We start from the raw sequence: 15,384 nt of genomic DNA, 5'->3' as shown, positions 1-15,384 counted from the left end.
TTACGGCGACACGGCCAATTTTTTGCAGAATTGAAGACTTCGTTACCACGACGACCATGACCAATCCGGGAGAGTAAGTATGTCCGCTGAACACGTTTTGACGATGCTGAATGAACACGAAGTGAAGTTTGTTGATTTGCGCTTCACTGATACCAAAGGTAAAGAACAGCACGTCACTATTCCTGCTCATCAGGTAAATGCCGAATTCTTTGAAGAAGGCAAAATGTTTGACGGCTCCTCAATCGGTGGCTGGAAAGGTATTAACGAATCAGACATGGTTCTGATGCCAGATGCGTCTACTGCTCTCATCGACCCGTTCTTTGAAGAGTCTACCCTGATCATCCGTTGCGATATCCTGGAACCAGGTACGCTGCAGGGCTACGACCGTGACCCGCGCTCCATCGCTAAACGCGCTGAAGAGTACCTGCGTTCTACCGGCATCGCAGATACCGTTCTGTTCGGGCCAGAGCCAGAGTTCTTCCTGTTTGACGACATCCGTTTCGGCGCGTCCATTTCCGGTTCCCACGTGGCTATCGATGATATCGAAGGCGCATGGAACTCCTCCACCAAATACGAAGGTGGTAACAAAGGTCACCGTCCTGGCGTGAAAGGCGGTTACTTCCCGGTTCCTCCGGTAGATTCTTCTCAGGACATCCGTTCTACCATGTGTCTGATCATGGAAGAAATGGGTCTGGTTGTTGAAGCGCACCACCACGAAGTGGCAACCGCTGGCCAGAACGAAATCGCAACCCGCTTCAACACCATGACCAAAAAAGCGGACGAAATTCAGATCTACAAATATGTGGTGCACAACGTTGCTCACCGTTTCGGTAAAACTGCGACCTTTATGCCAAAACCAATGTTCGGCGATAACGGTTCCGGTATGCACTGCCACATGTCCTTGTCCAAGAATGGCGTAAACCTGTTCTCCGGTGACAAATATGCGGGTCTGTCTGAGCAGGCGCTGTACTACATCGGCGGCGTTATCAAACACGCTAAAGCGATCAACGCCCTGGCGAACCCGACCACCAACTCCTACAAACGTCTGGTCCCGGGCTACGAAGCGCCGGTTATGCTGGCTTACTCTGCCCGTAACCGTTCTGCTTCCATCCGTATTCCGGTGGTAGCTTCTCCGAAAGCGCGTCGTATCGAAGTGCGTTTCCCGGACCCGGCTGCTAACCCGTACCTGTGCTTTGCCGCGCTGCTGATGGCGGGTCTTGACGGTATTAAGAACAAGATCCACCCGGGCGAAGCGATGGACAAAAACCTGTACGACCTGCCGCCTGAAGAAGCGAAAGAGATCCCACAGGTTGCGGGTTCTCTGGAAGAAGCACTGAAAGAACTGGATCTGGACCGCGAGTTCCTGACTGCAGGCGGCGTGTTCACCAATGAAGCTATCGATGCGTACATTGCGCTGCGTCGCGAAGAAGATGACCGCGTGCGCATGACGCCGCACCCGGTAGAGTTTGAGCTGTACTACAGCGTTTGATCGTTTGAGTTGTACTTTCCAGAGAAGGTCGCGTCACGCGTTGGCGCGATAACCTGGAATTGAGTTGCCGTGGAAACTTTCAGCCCATCACACGATGGGCTTTTTTCTCCACTAACAACCTGCTTTCTCGCGCTTTTTATCCATAAAAAGCTATAATGCACTAAAATGGTGCAACACTTTTCAGGAGACTGCTGAATGGCAACCGGCACGCTGCCCGATGCTGGGCAGATCCTCAATTCTTTAATCAATAGCATCTTACTCGTCGACGATGAGCTGTCGATACATTACGCCAACCCGGCGGCACAACAGCTGCTCGCTCAAAGCTCCCGCAAACTGTTTGGTACACCGCTGCCCGATCTGTTGAGTTATTTCTCGTTAAACATCGGACTGCTGCGTGAGAGCCTGGAAGCCGGTCAGGGCTTTACGGATAACGAAGTGACGCTGGTGATAGACAGCCACTCACATATCCTCTCTGTGACCGCCCAGAGGCTGCCTGATGGCTTGATCCTGCTGGAGATGGCGCCAATGGATAACCAGCGCCGTCTGAGTCAGGAACAACTCCAGCATGCCCAGCAAATTGCCGCCCGCGATCTGGTACGCGGGCTGGCGCATGAAATCAAAAACCCGCTGGGCGGGTTACGCGGCGCGGCACAGCTTCTCAGTAAAGCGCTCCCGGACCCGGCGCTGACCGAATATACCAAAGTCATTATTGAGCAGGCCGACCGCCTGCGTAATCTGGTCGACCGTCTGTTAGGACCGCAACAACCGGGCATGCACGTCACGGAAAGTATTCACAAAGTAGCGGAGCGTGTGGTCGCGCTGGTTTCGATGGAAGTACCAGAAAACGTTACGCTAATTCGTGATTACGATCCGAGCCTGCCTGAGTTATTGCACGACCCGGACCAGATAGAACAGGTTTTGCTGAATATCGTGCGCAATGCCCTGCAAGCCTTAGGGCCGGAAGGTGGCGAGATCGTACTGCGTACCCGCACTGCGTTTCAGCTCACGCTGCACGGCGTGCGTTACCGTCTGGCGGCGCGGATCGATGTTGAGGATAACGGCCCGGGTATTCCCTCTCATTTGCAGGACACGCTGTTCTACCCAATGGTCAGCGGTCGCGAGGGCGGTACCGGCCTTGGGTTATCCATCGCCCGTAATTTAATTGATCAGCATTCCGGCAAAATTGAATTTACCAGTTGGCCGGGTCATACCGAGTTCTCGGTTTACCTGCCTATCAGGAAATAAAGGTGACGTTTATGCAACGAGGAATAGTCTGGGTCGTTGATGACGATAGTTCCATCCGTTGGGTGCTAGAACGTGCGCTCGCAGGGGCTGGTCTGAGCTGTACCGCATTTGAAAGCGGTAAAGAGGTGCTGGACGCACTGGCCAGCAAAACACCGGACGTATTGTTGTCAGACATTCGCATGCCGGGTATGGACGGTCTGACGCTGTTAAAACAGATCAAACAGCGTCATCCAATGCTTCCGGTCATCATAATGACGGCGCATTCCGATCTGGATGCCGCCGTCAGCGCCTACCAGCAAGGGGCGTTTGATTATCTGCCCAAACCTTTTGATATTGACGAAGCCGTGGCGCTGGTCGAACGTGCCATCAGTCATTATCAGGAACAGCAGCAGCCGCGTAATGTACAAATCCACGGACCAACGACCGATATTATTGGCGAAGCGCCAGCGATGCAGGATGTTTTTCGCATTATTGGCCGACTTTCCCGTTCTTCAATCAGCGTATTGATTAATGGCGAGTCCGGGACCGGTAAAGAGCTGGTCGCTCATGCCCTACACCGTCACAGCCCACGCGTCAAAGCGCCGTTTATCGCGCTGAACATGGCGGCGATCCCGAAAGATTTGATCGAGTCTGAACTGTTCGGTCATGAGAAAGGGGCGTTTACCGGGGCAAATACCATTCGTCAGGGGCGTTTTGAGCAGGCCGACGGTGGGACGCTGTTCCTCGATGAAATCGGCGATATGCCGCTGGACGTGCAAACGCGTTTACTGCGCGTATTAGCCGATGGACAGTTTTACCGGGTGGGTGGTTATGCGCCTGTGAAAGTGGATGTTCGCATCATCGCCGCCACGCATCAGAATCTGGAACTGCGCGTACAGGAAGGTAAATTCCGTGAGGATTTATTCCACCGTCTGAACGTCATTCGCGTTCATTTGCCCCCGCTGCGTGAACGTCGGGAAGACATCCCTCGCCTGGCACGTCATTTCCTGCAGGAAGCCGCCCGCGAACTGGGGGTGGAAGCCAAACAATTACATCCCGAAACCGAGGCAGCGCTTACGCGTCTGGCCTGGCCGGGCAACGTACGCCAGCTTGAAAACACCTGCCGCTGGTTAACCGTTATGGCTGCCGGACAAGAAGTATTGATTCAGGACTTGCCGGCCGAGCTTTTTGAAACCAGCGTGCCAGACGCGCCGTCCCCTATGCAGCCGGACAGTTGGGCAACGCTGTTAGCGCAGTGGGCAGACCGGGCATTACGTTCCGGTCATCAAAATTTGCTTTCTGAAGCTCAACCAGAGATGGAGCGCACGCTATTGACCACCGCGCTACGTCATACCCAGGGGCATAAACAGGAAGCCGCGCGCTTGCTCGGCTGGGGCCGTAATACCTTGACGCGTAAGTTAAAAGAACTCGGAATGGAGTGACGCTCGGTCACAGTGTAAAGATTGATAATTGAGCGCAAATTGCTGCTATTTTGCGCTTTACTGTTCCGATGAGTTAAGTATGATCGTGCCCGGCTAACGGGGGGAAGTCATCATGCTGGAATCAATGATTAATCTGCTGTCGAGCGGTGCGGTCGAAAGCCATACGCCACAAACTGCGGTTGCCGCAGTGCTGTGCGCGGCGCTGGTTGGACTGTTCAGCTGACAATGTGCCGGATGGCGCTAACGCTTATCGGGCCTACAGGTTGTCGCAACGCGTAGGCCCGGTAAGCGCAGCGCCACCGGGCAACCCGGCTAAATGACGCGTGAGAACTGCTGCATCCGCGCTTTCTGGCGCAGATACGCATCGAAGCACATGCAGATATTACGGATCAGCAGGCGGCCCTTAGGCGTAACCTGAATTCCCTTCTCATTCACATCCACCAGCCCATCTTTCGCCAGCGGCGCCAGCAGTTTCAGATCTTCGGCAAAATAGTCAGCAAAATTCAGATCCCATTGCTGTTCCACGGCGGCATAGTCGAGGCGGAAGTTGCAGATCAGCAGCTTAATCACATCCCGACGAATACAGTCATCGCGGGTCAGCGCAATTCCTCGCCATAACGCGTTCCCCTGCTCGTCTACCTGCTGATAATAGCGCTTCAGCTCTTTTTGGTTCTGCGCGTAGTTGTCGCCAATCATACTGATGGCCGATACGCCCATCCCCAGAAGATCGGTATCCCCCTGGGTGGTATACCCCTGGAAATTACGATGCAGCACACCTTTGCGTTGAGCAATCGCCAGTTCGTCATCCGGGCGAGCAAAGTGATCCATGCCAATGAACTGATAACCGGTTTCGGTCAGTGAAGAGATGGTCTCCTGCAGGATATCCAACTTCTGTTGCGCGCTGGGCAGGTCGGCATCTTTGATTTTGCGCTGAGCAGCAAACAGCGTCGGCAGGTGAGCGTAGTTGAAGACGCTCAGTCGGTCTGGATTCAGCTCAGCAACGCGTTTCAGGGTGAAGGCGAAACTTTCCGGCGTCTGTTTTGGCAAACCATAAATCAGATCGATATTCGTCGAGGTAAAGCCAATCTCCCGCGCATGATTCAGCAGCGCAAAGATAAACTCCTCATCCTGCTCACGGTTCACCAGGCGCTGAACTTCTTTATTGAAGTCCTGCACCCCCATGCTCAGGCGGTTAAAACCTTCAGCGCGTAAATGATCGAGCACATCCAGCTCAATTTCACGCGGATCCACTTCGATCGAGATTTCCGCATCCGCGTTAAAGTTGAAGTTGCCACGCAGCAGCGACATCAAACGGCTGATTTGCGCTTTATTCAGATACGTTGGCGTGCCACCGCCCCAGTGCAGCTGACTGACATGACGTCCGGCAAACAACGGTGCGCGATGAATAATTTCTTGTTCTAAGACATCGAGGTATTGATCGGCTTTATGCTGCTGACGCGTCACAACCTTGTTGCAGCCGCAGAAGTAACACAGTTTGTGGCAGAACGGGATGTGAACGTACAACGAGAGCGGACGCTCAGGGTAACGCGCCACAGCGTTTAAAAACGCCTCGGCGCCGTAGTCTTCAGAAAACTCCAGCGCGGTTGGGTACGAGGTATATCGTGGCCCGGAATAGTTATATTTCTGGATCAGGGCCAGGTCCCAGTCTATTAGCTGCTCTGACATGCTCACTCCTTCCGATGGCGTCTCTGGCGGGTACGGCGTACCGGCTTAACCCCTGTGCGGGTAATAAGCCGGTTGCGCAGCCACTTCTGTCGCCGCGACAACCGCTGTAGTTTAACGAATAACCACACCAGATAACATATAACCGGAAGGGTTATAAGCAGGACGGGAAGACCCACGGTGTAAAACCGTTAGTTGCCGCCTTTCAGCAGGCGCATCATGTCTTCCGGTTTTTCTTCTTCTTCCTCTTCTTCCTCGTCATCGTAAGAGAGACCCAGCTTTTGCATCAGCTCATCAATGCGATCCAGCTTGGCATCAACCCAGGTTTGATCTTCCGCACTCAGGGTTTCTCCTGCTTCAAGACGCTCCAGCAGCGCATCCAGGCGCTCATCCGTTTCCAGTAAATCCAACTCAGCCTGTGGTGAAAGCATAGGTTTCTCACTCTTCGGTTTGTGCTGTTTGGTGACTTTTTCGGTCACGCCCAATGGAATGGGGGTTTTGCTGCCAATACGAGGATCTTGTTGCTTATTTTGCTTTCCGCCACCAGATGCGCCATCGCTACCGGACGCACGGCTACCCGCCGCATGGCCACGGTGTTTTTTCTGGCGCTTACGGTCGCGAGCTTCCTGGTTAATTTCTTCGCGTGTTTTACGACGCGCTTTTGCAGGACCTTTACCGCGTGGTGTAGAAGTTGGTTTCATCATGATTCGTCTTTGGCTGTTTTAATTCAGTATATATTTGCGCCGGAATCTAGCAGAAATAAAGAAAAAAGGCGACAGAGTAATCTGTCGCCTTTTTTCCTGACTCTCAACCCTTACGGGCTCTACTATCCCTGTTGGCTATCAACACACCCTGTTTTTCCCTTAGCCTGAAACATTCCGTGTTGTTTCCATTTCCTTTTACTAACGTCTCCGGACGTTTGTCTTCCTGACAATCCTGTGTCTTCGCCTCCTGGCGCTCCTGACCCTCATCCTGAGTCGTCTATCCTGTCAGCTTCCTCGCTATGGGCACTACTTTACCGTTTTGGTTTAAACGTACAAGTAACCAAGGTAACAATTTCGGATTTTAAGAATAGTGCCTAACTGTAACGCTATGATTTATTTAGGCCATGTCATTTTTTACACTGTCATCTCGTATAGATACTATCGGCAATGTCTCACAAAGTGCGAGGTTTTTACTTACACAGGCCACGCGTCGAAAAACCAGCCTTTTGCTGGTGTTCAGGTATAATCGCTGCAAAGCCTTGATTGATGGAGAGGACCGCTTTGACTAACTTGAATTATCAACAGACGCATTTTGTGATGAGTGCGCCTGATATTCGCCACTTACCTTCCGATACCGGAATCGAAGTGGCTTTTGCTGGCCGTTCCAACGCAGGCAAATCCAGTGCGCTAAATACCCTGACTAATCAAAAGAGTCTGGCGCGCACATCTAAAACACCGGGCCGTACTCAGCTCATCAACCTGTTTGAAGTCGTTGACGGTAAACGCCTGGTTGACCTGCCGGGGTATGGTTACGCCGAAGTGCCGGAAGAGATGAAGCGCAAATGGCAGCGCGCACTGGCTGAATATCTGGAAAAACGTCAGAGCCTGCAAGGTCTGGTGGTACTGATGGATATTCGTCATCCGCTTAAGGATCTGGATCAGCAGATGATCCTGTGGGCGGTAGAGAGCAACGTTCAGGTTCTGGTGCTACTGACTAAAGCAGACAAGCTGGCCAGCGGCGCGCGCAAAGCTCAACTGAATATGGTACGTGAAGCCGTGCTGGCATTTAATGGCGATGTGCAGGTAGAAGCCTTTTCATCACTGAAAAAGCTGGGCGTGGACAAACTGCGGCAGAAGCTGGATAGCTGGTTTAGTGAACTGGCACCGGTCGAAGAGATTCAGGACGGGGAATAATCCCCCGCTATGCCGGATGGCGCCGCTGCGCGTCTTATCCGGCCTACGGTGTGAGCGAAACTTTTCTTGCGCACAATAAAAAACGCCCCAGTCATTACTGACTGGGGCGGCTAAAATATTCAGCCAAATCCGATTACGTGAAGTAAAAGGTCTGAAAGATAGAACATCTTACCTCTGTACCCTACGTGAATAACTTTACTCTTTTTTGAGCAGCTCAGAAAGCACTTTTTGTAATTTTTTTTCATTCCTTACATAGGGAATTCTAATGGACATCACAAAAAGTTCTATCTTATGTTGCTTAGTTACGAAAAAGGTCGTTATTCAGTAAACCCTTAGTGCGCTTGATCCCAGTTTTCACCACTACCGACTTCCACTAATAACGGCACGTCAATCTGGGTCTCGTTTTCCATCAGTTGATGGATCTTTTTAGACACACTTTCCAGGTCATCTTTGTGCACTTCAAACACCAGTTCATCGTGAACTTGCATGATCATGCGCACGCGCGGTTTCTCGGTTTGCAGCCATCCGTCTACGGCTATCATGGCTCGCTTAATAATATCTGCGGCAGTACCTTGCATCGGGGCGTTGATTGCGGCGCGTTCAGCACCCGCACGACGAGCGCCATTACTGGATTTAATATCCGGCAAATAGAGGCGACGCCCTTCCAGCGTTTCAACGTAACCCTGCTCTTTTGCCTGTGCACGCGTGCGTTCCATATATTCCAGCACGCCAGGGTAGCGTTCGAAGTAGAGATCCATGTACTTCTGAGCTTCTTTGCGCGGAATATTTAACTGGCGAGCAAGACCAAAGGCGCTCATCCCGTAGATTAAACCGAAGTTGATAGCTTTCGCGCTGCGGCGTTGTTCGCTAGTTACTGAATCCAGCGGTAAGCCAAAGACTTCAGCGGCCGTTGCGCGGTGAATATCTTTCCCTTCGGCAAATGCAGTAAGCAAGCCTTTATCACGCGAGAGGTGCGCCATGATACGCAGTTCAATCTGCGAGTAGTCCGCTGAAACAATCACGTAGTCTTCCGGTGCAATAAACGCCTGGCGAATACGACGACCTTCGTCATTACGTACCGGGATGTTCTGCAGATTCGGGTCCGTTGAAGACAAGCGCCCGGTAGCGGTAACCGCCTGATGATAGGAGGTATGTACGCGCCCGGTTTTCTTGTTAATCATCAACGGAAGCTTATCCGTATAGGTCGACTTCAGTTTTGCTAACCCACGATATTCCAGGATCACTTTCGGCAACGGGTAGTCCAGCGCCAGCTCTTCCAGTACCTCTTCCGAGGTTGATGGCGCGCCGCCAGGTGTTTTCTTCAGCGGCTTAATACCCTGCTTTTCAAACAGGATGGTCTGCAGTTGCTTGGTGGAAGAGAGGTTAAATGCTTCTCCGGCAATCTCGTGCGCTTTTTGCTCCAGCTCGTTCAAACGCAGCGTCAGCTCTTCTGAATGTTTGTGCAGAACAGCCGGATCGATTTTCACACCGTTGCGCTCAACGCGAGACAAAACCGGCACCAGCGGCATATCGATATTTTCAAAGACGTTCAGCGGCCCTTTATGCTGCTGCAATTCCGGCCACATCTTCAGATGCAGTTGTAGCGTAACGTCGGCATCTTCCGCAGCGTAACGACCAGCTTCTTCCAGCGCTATCTGGTTAAAGGTCAGCTGGTTTTTGCCCTTTCCGGCAATCTCTTCAAAGGTAATGGTTTTATGTTTCAGCCAGCGATCGGACAGGCTGTCCATATCGTGTCTACCGGCAACGCTGTTAAGAATGTAGGACTCGAGCATGGTGTCAAAGACGATGCCGCGCAGTTCGATATCGTAGTTCGCCAGAATGCCGCGATCGTACTTCAGGTTTTGCCCGACTTTATGCGCGTTTTCGTCTTCCAACAGCGGCTTCAGCAGCGCCAACGCACGGTCGCGAGTGATCTGATCGGGGGCGTCCAGGTAGTCATGGGCAACAGGAACATAGGCAGCTACGCCCGGTTCAATGGCAAAAGACAGTCCAACCAGATTCGCAGAGATATTGTCCAGGCTGTCAGTTTCTGTATCAAAGGCGAAGACGGGCGCTTTTTTCAGCTTCGCGATCCACTCTTCCAGCGTCGCTTCATCCAGAATCGTCACGTAGTTATCGTACGAAAGAGCCGTCGCAGGTTCTTCCGGCGTAGCCTCGACGACGATTGTTTCCTGCGGTTTAGCCGCCGGCTTCGTTCCTTTCGCCTGCAGCCATTTACCGGCTTCTACGTCTGCAACCCAACGCTTAAACTCATAATGTTTAAACAGGCCAAGCAGTTCATCTGCGGCGGGCTGCTTCACTTGCAGTTGCTCGCAGGTTAACTCCAGCTCAACATCTGTTTTAATGGTCGCTAATTGATAAGAGAGGTACGCCACCTCTTTATTTTGCTCAAGCTTGCCCGCCATGGTTTTCGCACCACGGAAAGTCAGCCCCGCAATTTTGTCAGATTCAGCATAAAGGGTATCCAGCCCCCCCAAGCCCTGGAGCAGCGCCTGAGCCGTTTTTTCACCCACGCCAGGTACACCAGGAATGTTATCGGAGGAGTCGCCCATCAGCGCCAGGAAATCAATGATCAGCTCAGGTGGAACACCGTACTTATTCACCACTTCATCCGGGCCAAGGATAGTATTGGTCATGGTGTTGATCAGGGTGATGTTCGGTGTCACCAGCTGAGCCATGTCTTTATCACCGGTACTGATCAGCACCGGACGACCAACCTTTTCCGCTTCACGCGCCAGCGTACCGATAACATCATCCGCTTCCACGCCTGAAACAGCCAGTAATGGCAGCCCCATCGCTTTTACCATCGCATGTAGAGGTTCAATCTGCGCGCGCAGATCGTCAGGCATTGGCGGGCGGTGTGACTTGTAATGCTCGAATAATTCATCACGGAAGGTTTTACCCTTAGCGTCAAATACCACAGCAGCATGGGTCGGCTGATATTGTAGAATCAAGCTACGCAGCATGTTGAGAACACCGTACATCGCACCAGTAGGTTCTCCTGCGCTGTTAGTCAGCGGCGGAAACGCGTGATATGCGCGATAAAGGTAAGATGAGCCATCTACAAGGATAAGTGGGTTTTCTGGGATCTGAACCATAATGTCCGTGCCTGTTTATCAGATTATGGGTAAAGGATGCCACAGACGGGATGAAAACATGAGTTTTTCGCCGTTTTTGTCGAAAAACTTTTGCAGTTCTTCTGCTTTGCTCGCAAATAAGACTGTGGATAACTTTGTGAATAAATAATTTTCAGCTCTTTAAATATAGCAAGATAATTATTGATTCATTATATTTTTTCATATATTTCAGTTAATTAAATAAATCTACAGCATTTTATTCCATTTTTATCGCTTGTATCCCGATGTGGATAGATATTCCTTTTTTTTCTATTCAGGGAAGATCCATCATTTGGTTCGTTTTCTGATAAAATCAGCCCCTTGCGCCTTTTTAGCGCACTGTCTATGGCTAACTTATTGAATAATTTAATTATGACAAGAATACTCGCTGCGATAACGCTGTTGCTGAGTATCGTATTGACCATATTGGTTACGATTTTTTGTTCTGTGCCAATCATCCTTGCCGGGGTGGTAAAACTCCTTTTGCCTGTTCCTGTCGTCTGGCGCAAGGTTTCCATCTTCTGTAATTTCATGATGTATTGCTGGTGTGAAGGTCTGGCTATACTGCTGCACCTCAATCCACGATTGAAGTGGGACGTCGAAGGGCTGGAAGGTCTTAGCAAAAAAAACTGGTATCTGCTCATTTGTAATCATTACAGCTGGGCCGATATCGTCGTGCTTTGCGTTCTGTTTCGTAAGCACATCCCGATGAATAAATATTTTCTCAAACAACAACTCGCCTGGGTGCCGTTTATTGGCCTGGCCTGCTGGGCGCTGGATATGCCGTTTATGAAACGTTATTCACGCGGCTACCTGCTCCGTCACCCGGAACGGCGCGGTAAAGACGTGGAAACAACGCGTCGCTCCTGCGAGAAATTTCGCGTACACCCGACAACTATCGTCAATTTTGTCGAAGGTTCACGCTTTACTAATGAAAAACGTGAGCAAACCCGCTCCCCCTATCAAAACCTGCTCCCACCTAAGGCGGCCGGTATCGCTATGGCATTGAATGTGCTGGGGTCGCAGTTTGATAAGTTGCTGAACGTCACGCTGTGCTACCCGGAAAATAGCAGCCACCCTTTCTACGATATGCTGAGCGGCAAATTAACGCGTATTGTCGTGCGAGTGAACCTGGAGCAAATTCAAGAAGAGTTGCACGGTGATTACGTGAACGATAAAGGTTTCAAGCGTCGGTTTCAGCTATGGTTGAATACGCTCTGGAGCGAGAAAGACGCGCAAATAGATGCGATTAAAGCCACAAACAAAAAAGCCGGTCAATGACCGGCTTTCGCTTTTACTTCTGACTAACCAGGAATTTCACGGTATCCGCATATTGCTGTACAAAGATATCCATGCTGCTGGTATCCATGCCCTGCGGGTTTACCTGGTATTTACCATTCACGAACATCGCCGGAACGCCCTGCAGCTGTAAATCAGCTGCCGCTTTTTCCTGCTGCGCCACGAGTGATTTCACCACAAAGCTGTTCCATGCCGCATCGTAGTCTTCACCTTTAATACCCGCGTCGACAAACACTTTACGGATATCTGCAACAGACTGAACGGTTTGGGTTTTCTGAACCCCTTCAAACAGCGGAACAGTGACCTTATCTTCAACGCCAAGTGCCATAGCAACAGCCCAGGCCTGCGTCAGATCTTTACCCAAAGGCCCAAGAAACTCGACGTGGTATTTGGTCATCTTGGTGCCTTCCGGCAGTTTTTTCTTCACGTTATCAGACACATGAAGCACTTCTTCAAACTGATAGCAGTGCGGGCAGTAGAAGGAGAAGAACTCCAACACTTGCGGTTCACCCGCAACAGGCTTTTCCAGAGTGATGTATTGTTTACCATCCTGGAACTGCGCCGCAGATGCGCTAAAAGCTAAAACCATACCAGCCAGCGCCAGCCATATTTTTTTCATGTTCAAGTTTCTCCGATTAATACATTGGCGTTAATTGTAAGGGGGGCTCTTGCAGAATTTTTGCCTGCTCAATAAAAGTTGCGGTCTGACGATGCCAGTAATCTTCCCCGGTTAACCACGGGAAGTTTTTTGGAAACGCAGGGTCACCCCAACGTCGGATCAGCCATGCAAGATAATAAACTAAACGCATAGCACGTAAAGGTTCGATCAGTCCGATTTCTGTCGTGTCGAACTCACTAAACTCTTCATAAGCCTCGATAATGGTTTCAAGCTGCATGCGTTGTTCAGCTTTATCACCATTGAGGAGCATCCATAAATCCTGAATAGCCGGACCATTGCGGGCATCATCTAAATCGACAAACATCGGGCCATCGCGCCACAGAATATTACCGGCATGACAATCACCGTGCAGGCGTAACGTAGTAAAACGCGTATGCCAGCGTTCGGTAACCACCGCGATAAGCGCATCCGTTGCCTTCAGGAAAGCCGCTTTTTGCCCTGAAGGAATAAGTTGGGCCTGTTCAAACAGTTTACGCGGTTCGGTCAGATACTCTTCAAGGCCAATCGTGGGACGGAAAGCGAAATTACGCTTGCCGCCAGTCTGGTGCATACGCCCCAGATAGCGCCCAACCGCCTCCATCTGATCGATGTTATCGGCCTCAAACTGGCGTCCGCCGACGCTTGGGAAGATTGCATAATGAAAACCCTGATGGCTTAACAGTGTTTGGCCGTTCAGTACCAGCGGAGCAGCAACCGGCACTTCATCGCTCACCAGTTCCAGCGCAAACTGGTGCTCTTCCTGGATCTGATCAACGGACCAACGCTCAGGGCGATAAAACTTAACGACAAAGCGTCGACGGTCTTCGTCCTGAAACTGATAGACACGGTTTTCATAGCTGTTAAGCGGGGTTAGCCCGGAGTCCACCCGGATCCCCTGCTCAAACAGTGCATCCATGATGGTATCCGGGTGTAGCGTCTGGAAAGTAAAAGCGTTGTCGTTCATCCCATCATCCGGAAAATACTACGAATGATTCAGGATATCATTTCGCAGCGCTTTCGGTGGCGGCGATTACAAGCTTTTACTCTTTAATTACGCCACGTGCGCGGAGAAGGGCTGTTTTAAAATCTTCTTCATAATCTTTCTGAATACCTGGGATGACGGCGTCTTTCGCCGAGTCACGCATTTTCAGGTGATAGATCAGAATGTCATCAGTTAAATCCGCCAGTTCACCGTCAAAACCTGACTCTTGCGCCAGTTTCTGTAAAAATTGCATCAGGTTAAGATCAGGTTCTTTCTGCCAGGCTGGCTGGAGGAGTTCAATAACTTCATTAAGGCGTTTACATTTCATGGTTGTGCTCCTTAGGCTTAATACGGATACGTTAGCAGGGTCAATCCCACATTAAAAGAGGCGATATCAGTGATTCTGGATAGTGCAATAACAGGGGTTGTGCTGGCGGGCGGTAAGGCCAGACGGATGGGCGGAACCGATAAAGGCCTGCTTGAACTGGACGGTAAACCGCTTTGGCGACATGTGGCCGATACTCTCGCTTTGCAGGTCGATACCGTAGTCGTTAATGCCAATCGCCACCGGGATATCTACCAACAAAGCGGCCTGAAAGTTATTCCCGATGCCCTGGCCGATTTCCCTGGCCCACTGGCTGGGATGCTGTCGGTATTCCTGCAGCAAGCGGGGGACTGGTTTTTGTTCTGCCCGTGCGATATGCCCTATATTCCTCACGATCTGGTCTCCCGTTTAAAAGAGCAGCGCAAAGCTGCACCAATCGTCTGGGTGCATGATGGGGAAAGAGATCACCCGACAATTGCCCTGATGCACCGCTCCTTGCAGCCCTTGCTACAGGATTATCTTCAGTCAGGTGAACGACGCGTCATGGTCTTTATGCGTCAGGCTGGCGGTCATGCCGTCGATTTCAGCGATCATAAAGATGCATTCGTAAACGTGAACACACCTGAAGAACTTGCAAAATGGCAGGAAAAATCATGATCCCATTACTTGCCATTGCGGCATGGAGCGGTACGGGAAAAACCACGCTGCTAAAGAAACTGATCCCTGAGCTGCGTGTCAGAGGTATTAGACCCGGATTGATTAAGCATACTCATCACAATATGGATGTCGACAAGCCCGGTAAAGACAGCTATGAGCTGCGCAAAGCAGGGGCGGCACAAACACTGGTCGCCAGCCAGCAACGTTGGGCGTTAATGGTAGAAACACCGGAAGAACCCGAACTGGATTTAGCGTATCTGGTAAGCAGAATGGATGCTTCGACGTTAGATATGGTACTGGTTGAGGGATTTAAGCATGAACCTGTTGCGAAGATCCTGCTTTTTCGTGAGGGCTGCGGACATACTCCTGAAGAGTTGGCGATGGATGAGTTTGTTATCGCGGTTGCCAGTGATGTTCCGTTATCTGTGGATGTTCCATTATTAGATATTAATGATATACAGCAAGTTGCTGATTTCGTTACGCAATGGGCAAGACGATAACTACGGTGTGGTGATGCGCCTGATGCGCTTTGGTAAGCCGGATAAGGCGTTTACGCCACATCCGGCAGGTTTCATTTCGCACAGACGCAA

General features: G+C 51.0%; 15 protein-coding genes and 1 pseudogene. 8 read left to right on the top strand and 8 right to left on the bottom strand.

Going from position 1 to position 15,384, the window contains the following annotated elements; genetic code table 11:
- Window positions 1–79: 79 nt before the first annotated feature.
- The 4 genes from glnA (at window position 80) to FDX04_RS21765 (ending at window position 4,378) form a co-directional block, all read left to right on the top strand.
- On the top strand, window positions 80–1,489 hold the full coding sequence (gene glnA / locus FDX04_RS21785; RefSeq protein WP_003825314.1) for a glutamate--ammonia ligase: 1,410 nt from the start codon (window positions 80–82) through the stop codon (window positions 1,487–1,489).
- 195 nt (window positions 1,490–1,684) lie between these two features.
- Window positions 1,685–2,734, top strand: coding sequence for a nitrogen regulation protein NR(II) (gene glnL, locus FDX04_RS21775; protein ID WP_042313563.1), 1,050 nt, complete (start codon window positions 1,685–1,687; stop codon window positions 2,732–2,734).
- An 11-nt stretch (window positions 2,735–2,745) separates the two neighbouring features.
- Window positions 2,746–4,155: a nitrogen regulation protein NR(I) gene (glnG, locus tag FDX04_RS21770; protein ID WP_042313592.1), complete on the top strand. Its 1,410-nt coding sequence runs from the start codon at window positions 2,746–2,748 to the stop codon at window positions 4,153–4,155.
- A 112-nt stretch (window positions 4,156–4,267) separates the two neighbouring features.
- Window positions 4,268–4,378 carry a YshB family small membrane protein gene (locus FDX04_RS21765; protein WP_003028631.1) on the top strand — a complete coding sequence of 37 codons (111 nt, stop codon included), beginning with the start codon at window positions 4,268–4,270 and terminating at the stop codon, window positions 4,376–4,378.
- Between the two features lie 89 nt (window positions 4,379–4,467).
- Here the strand turns inward: FDX04_RS21765 and hemN are convergent, their stop codons facing one another.
- From hemN to FDX04_RS21750, 3 genes and pseudogenes are all read right to left on the bottom strand, one after another.
- Complete coding sequence (gene hemN / locus FDX04_RS21760; RefSeq protein ID WP_038635842.1) at window positions 4,468–5,841, bottom strand: oxygen-independent coproporphyrinogen III oxidase; 1,374 nt, start codon at window positions 5,839–5,841, stop codon at window positions 4,468–4,470.
- A gap of 188 nt (window positions 5,842–6,029) precedes the next feature.
- On the bottom strand, window positions 6,030–6,539 hold the full coding sequence (yihI, locus tag FDX04_RS21755) for a Der GTPase-activating protein YihI (protein ID WP_047025942.1): 510 nt from the start codon (window positions 6,537–6,539) through the stop codon (window positions 6,030–6,032).
- Window positions 6,540–6,645: 106 nt separating this feature from the next.
- A pseudogene (locus FDX04_RS21750) lies at window positions 6,646–6,894 on the bottom strand (hypothetical protein).
- 209 nt (window positions 6,895–7,103) lie between these two features.
- On the opposite strand from FDX04_RS21750, the gene yihA reads away from it, so the two are divergent.
- Window positions 7,104–7,736: a ribosome biogenesis GTP-binding protein YihA/YsxC gene (yihA, locus tag FDX04_RS21745; RefSeq protein WP_042313572.1), complete on the top strand. Its 633-nt coding sequence runs from the start codon at window positions 7,104–7,106 to the stop codon at window positions 7,734–7,736.
- A gap of 332 nt (window positions 7,737–8,068) precedes the next feature.
- On the opposite strand, the gene polA is transcribed toward yihA, so the two are convergent.
- The gene (gene polA / locus FDX04_RS21740) at window positions 8,069–10,855 is read right to left on the bottom strand and encodes a DNA polymerase I (protein WP_137371465.1); all 2,787 of its coding nucleotides are present in this window, start codon (window positions 10,853–10,855) and stop codon (window positions 8,069–8,071) included.
- 215 nt (window positions 10,856–11,070) lie between these two features.
- Entirely contained in the window at window positions 11,071–11,406 is a 336-nt protein-coding gene (locus FDX04_RS24570) for a hypothetical protein (protein ID WP_233639323.1), read from the bottom strand.
- Between FDX04_RS24570 and FDX04_RS21735 the strand changes: the two genes are divergently transcribed.
- On the top strand, window positions 11,291–12,154 hold the full coding sequence (locus FDX04_RS21735; protein ID WP_249935553.1) for an acyltransferase: 864 nt from the start codon (window positions 11,291–11,293) through the stop codon (window positions 12,152–12,154). The two genes, FDX04_RS24570 and FDX04_RS21735, sit on opposite strands and share 116 nt — an antisense overlap.
- A gap of 13 nt (window positions 12,155–12,167) precedes the next feature.
- Here the strand turns inward: FDX04_RS21735 and dsbA are convergent, their stop codons facing one another.
- The 3 genes from dsbA to FDX04_RS21720 all read right to left on the bottom strand — a co-directional run bounded on the left by dsbA (window position 12,168) and on the right by FDX04_RS21720 (window position 14,140).
- Window positions 12,168–12,791 carry a thiol:disulfide interchange protein DsbA gene (dsbA, locus tag FDX04_RS21730; RefSeq protein ID WP_038635827.1) on the bottom strand — a complete coding sequence of 208 codons (624 nt, stop codon included), beginning with the start codon at window positions 12,789–12,791 and terminating at the stop codon, window positions 12,168–12,170.
- 16 nt (window positions 12,792–12,807) lie between these two features.
- Window positions 12,808–13,794, bottom strand: a complete 987-nt coding sequence (locus FDX04_RS21725) for a serine/threonine protein kinase (protein WP_137371463.1) — start codon at window positions 13,792–13,794, stop codon at window positions 12,808–12,810.
- Between the two features lie 76 nt (window positions 13,795–13,870).
- The gene (locus FDX04_RS21720; protein WP_003028616.1) at window positions 13,871–14,140 is read right to left on the bottom strand and encodes a YihD family protein; all 270 of its coding nucleotides are present in this window, start codon (window positions 14,138–14,140) and stop codon (window positions 13,871–13,873) included.
- Window positions 14,141–14,209: 69 nt separating this feature from the next.
- Between FDX04_RS21720 and mobA the strand changes: the two genes are divergently transcribed.
- Both mobA and mobB read left to right on the top strand, forming a co-directional pair.
- On the top strand, window positions 14,210–14,794 hold the full coding sequence (gene mobA / locus FDX04_RS21715; RefSeq protein ID WP_137361690.1) for a molybdenum cofactor guanylyltransferase MobA: 585 nt from the start codon (window positions 14,210–14,212) through the stop codon (window positions 14,792–14,794).
- Window positions 14,776–15,294 carry a molybdopterin-guanine dinucleotide biosynthesis protein MobB gene (mobB, locus tag FDX04_RS21710; RefSeq protein WP_137350461.1) on the top strand — a complete coding sequence of 173 codons (519 nt, stop codon included), beginning with the start codon at window positions 14,776–14,778 and terminating at the stop codon, window positions 15,292–15,294. Before mobA ends, mobB begins: the two co-directional genes overlap by 19 nt.
- Window positions 15,295–15,384: the final 90 nt, after the last annotated feature.

The organism is Citrobacter sp. wls615 (assembly GCF_005281355.1).
Classification (GTDB): Bacteria; Pseudomonadota; Gammaproteobacteria; order Enterobacterales; family Enterobacteriaceae; genus Citrobacter; species Citrobacter werkmanii.
The sequence above is the reverse complement of the archived record's forward strand: the minus strand, read 5'-3'. Positions and strand labels throughout refer to the sequence as shown.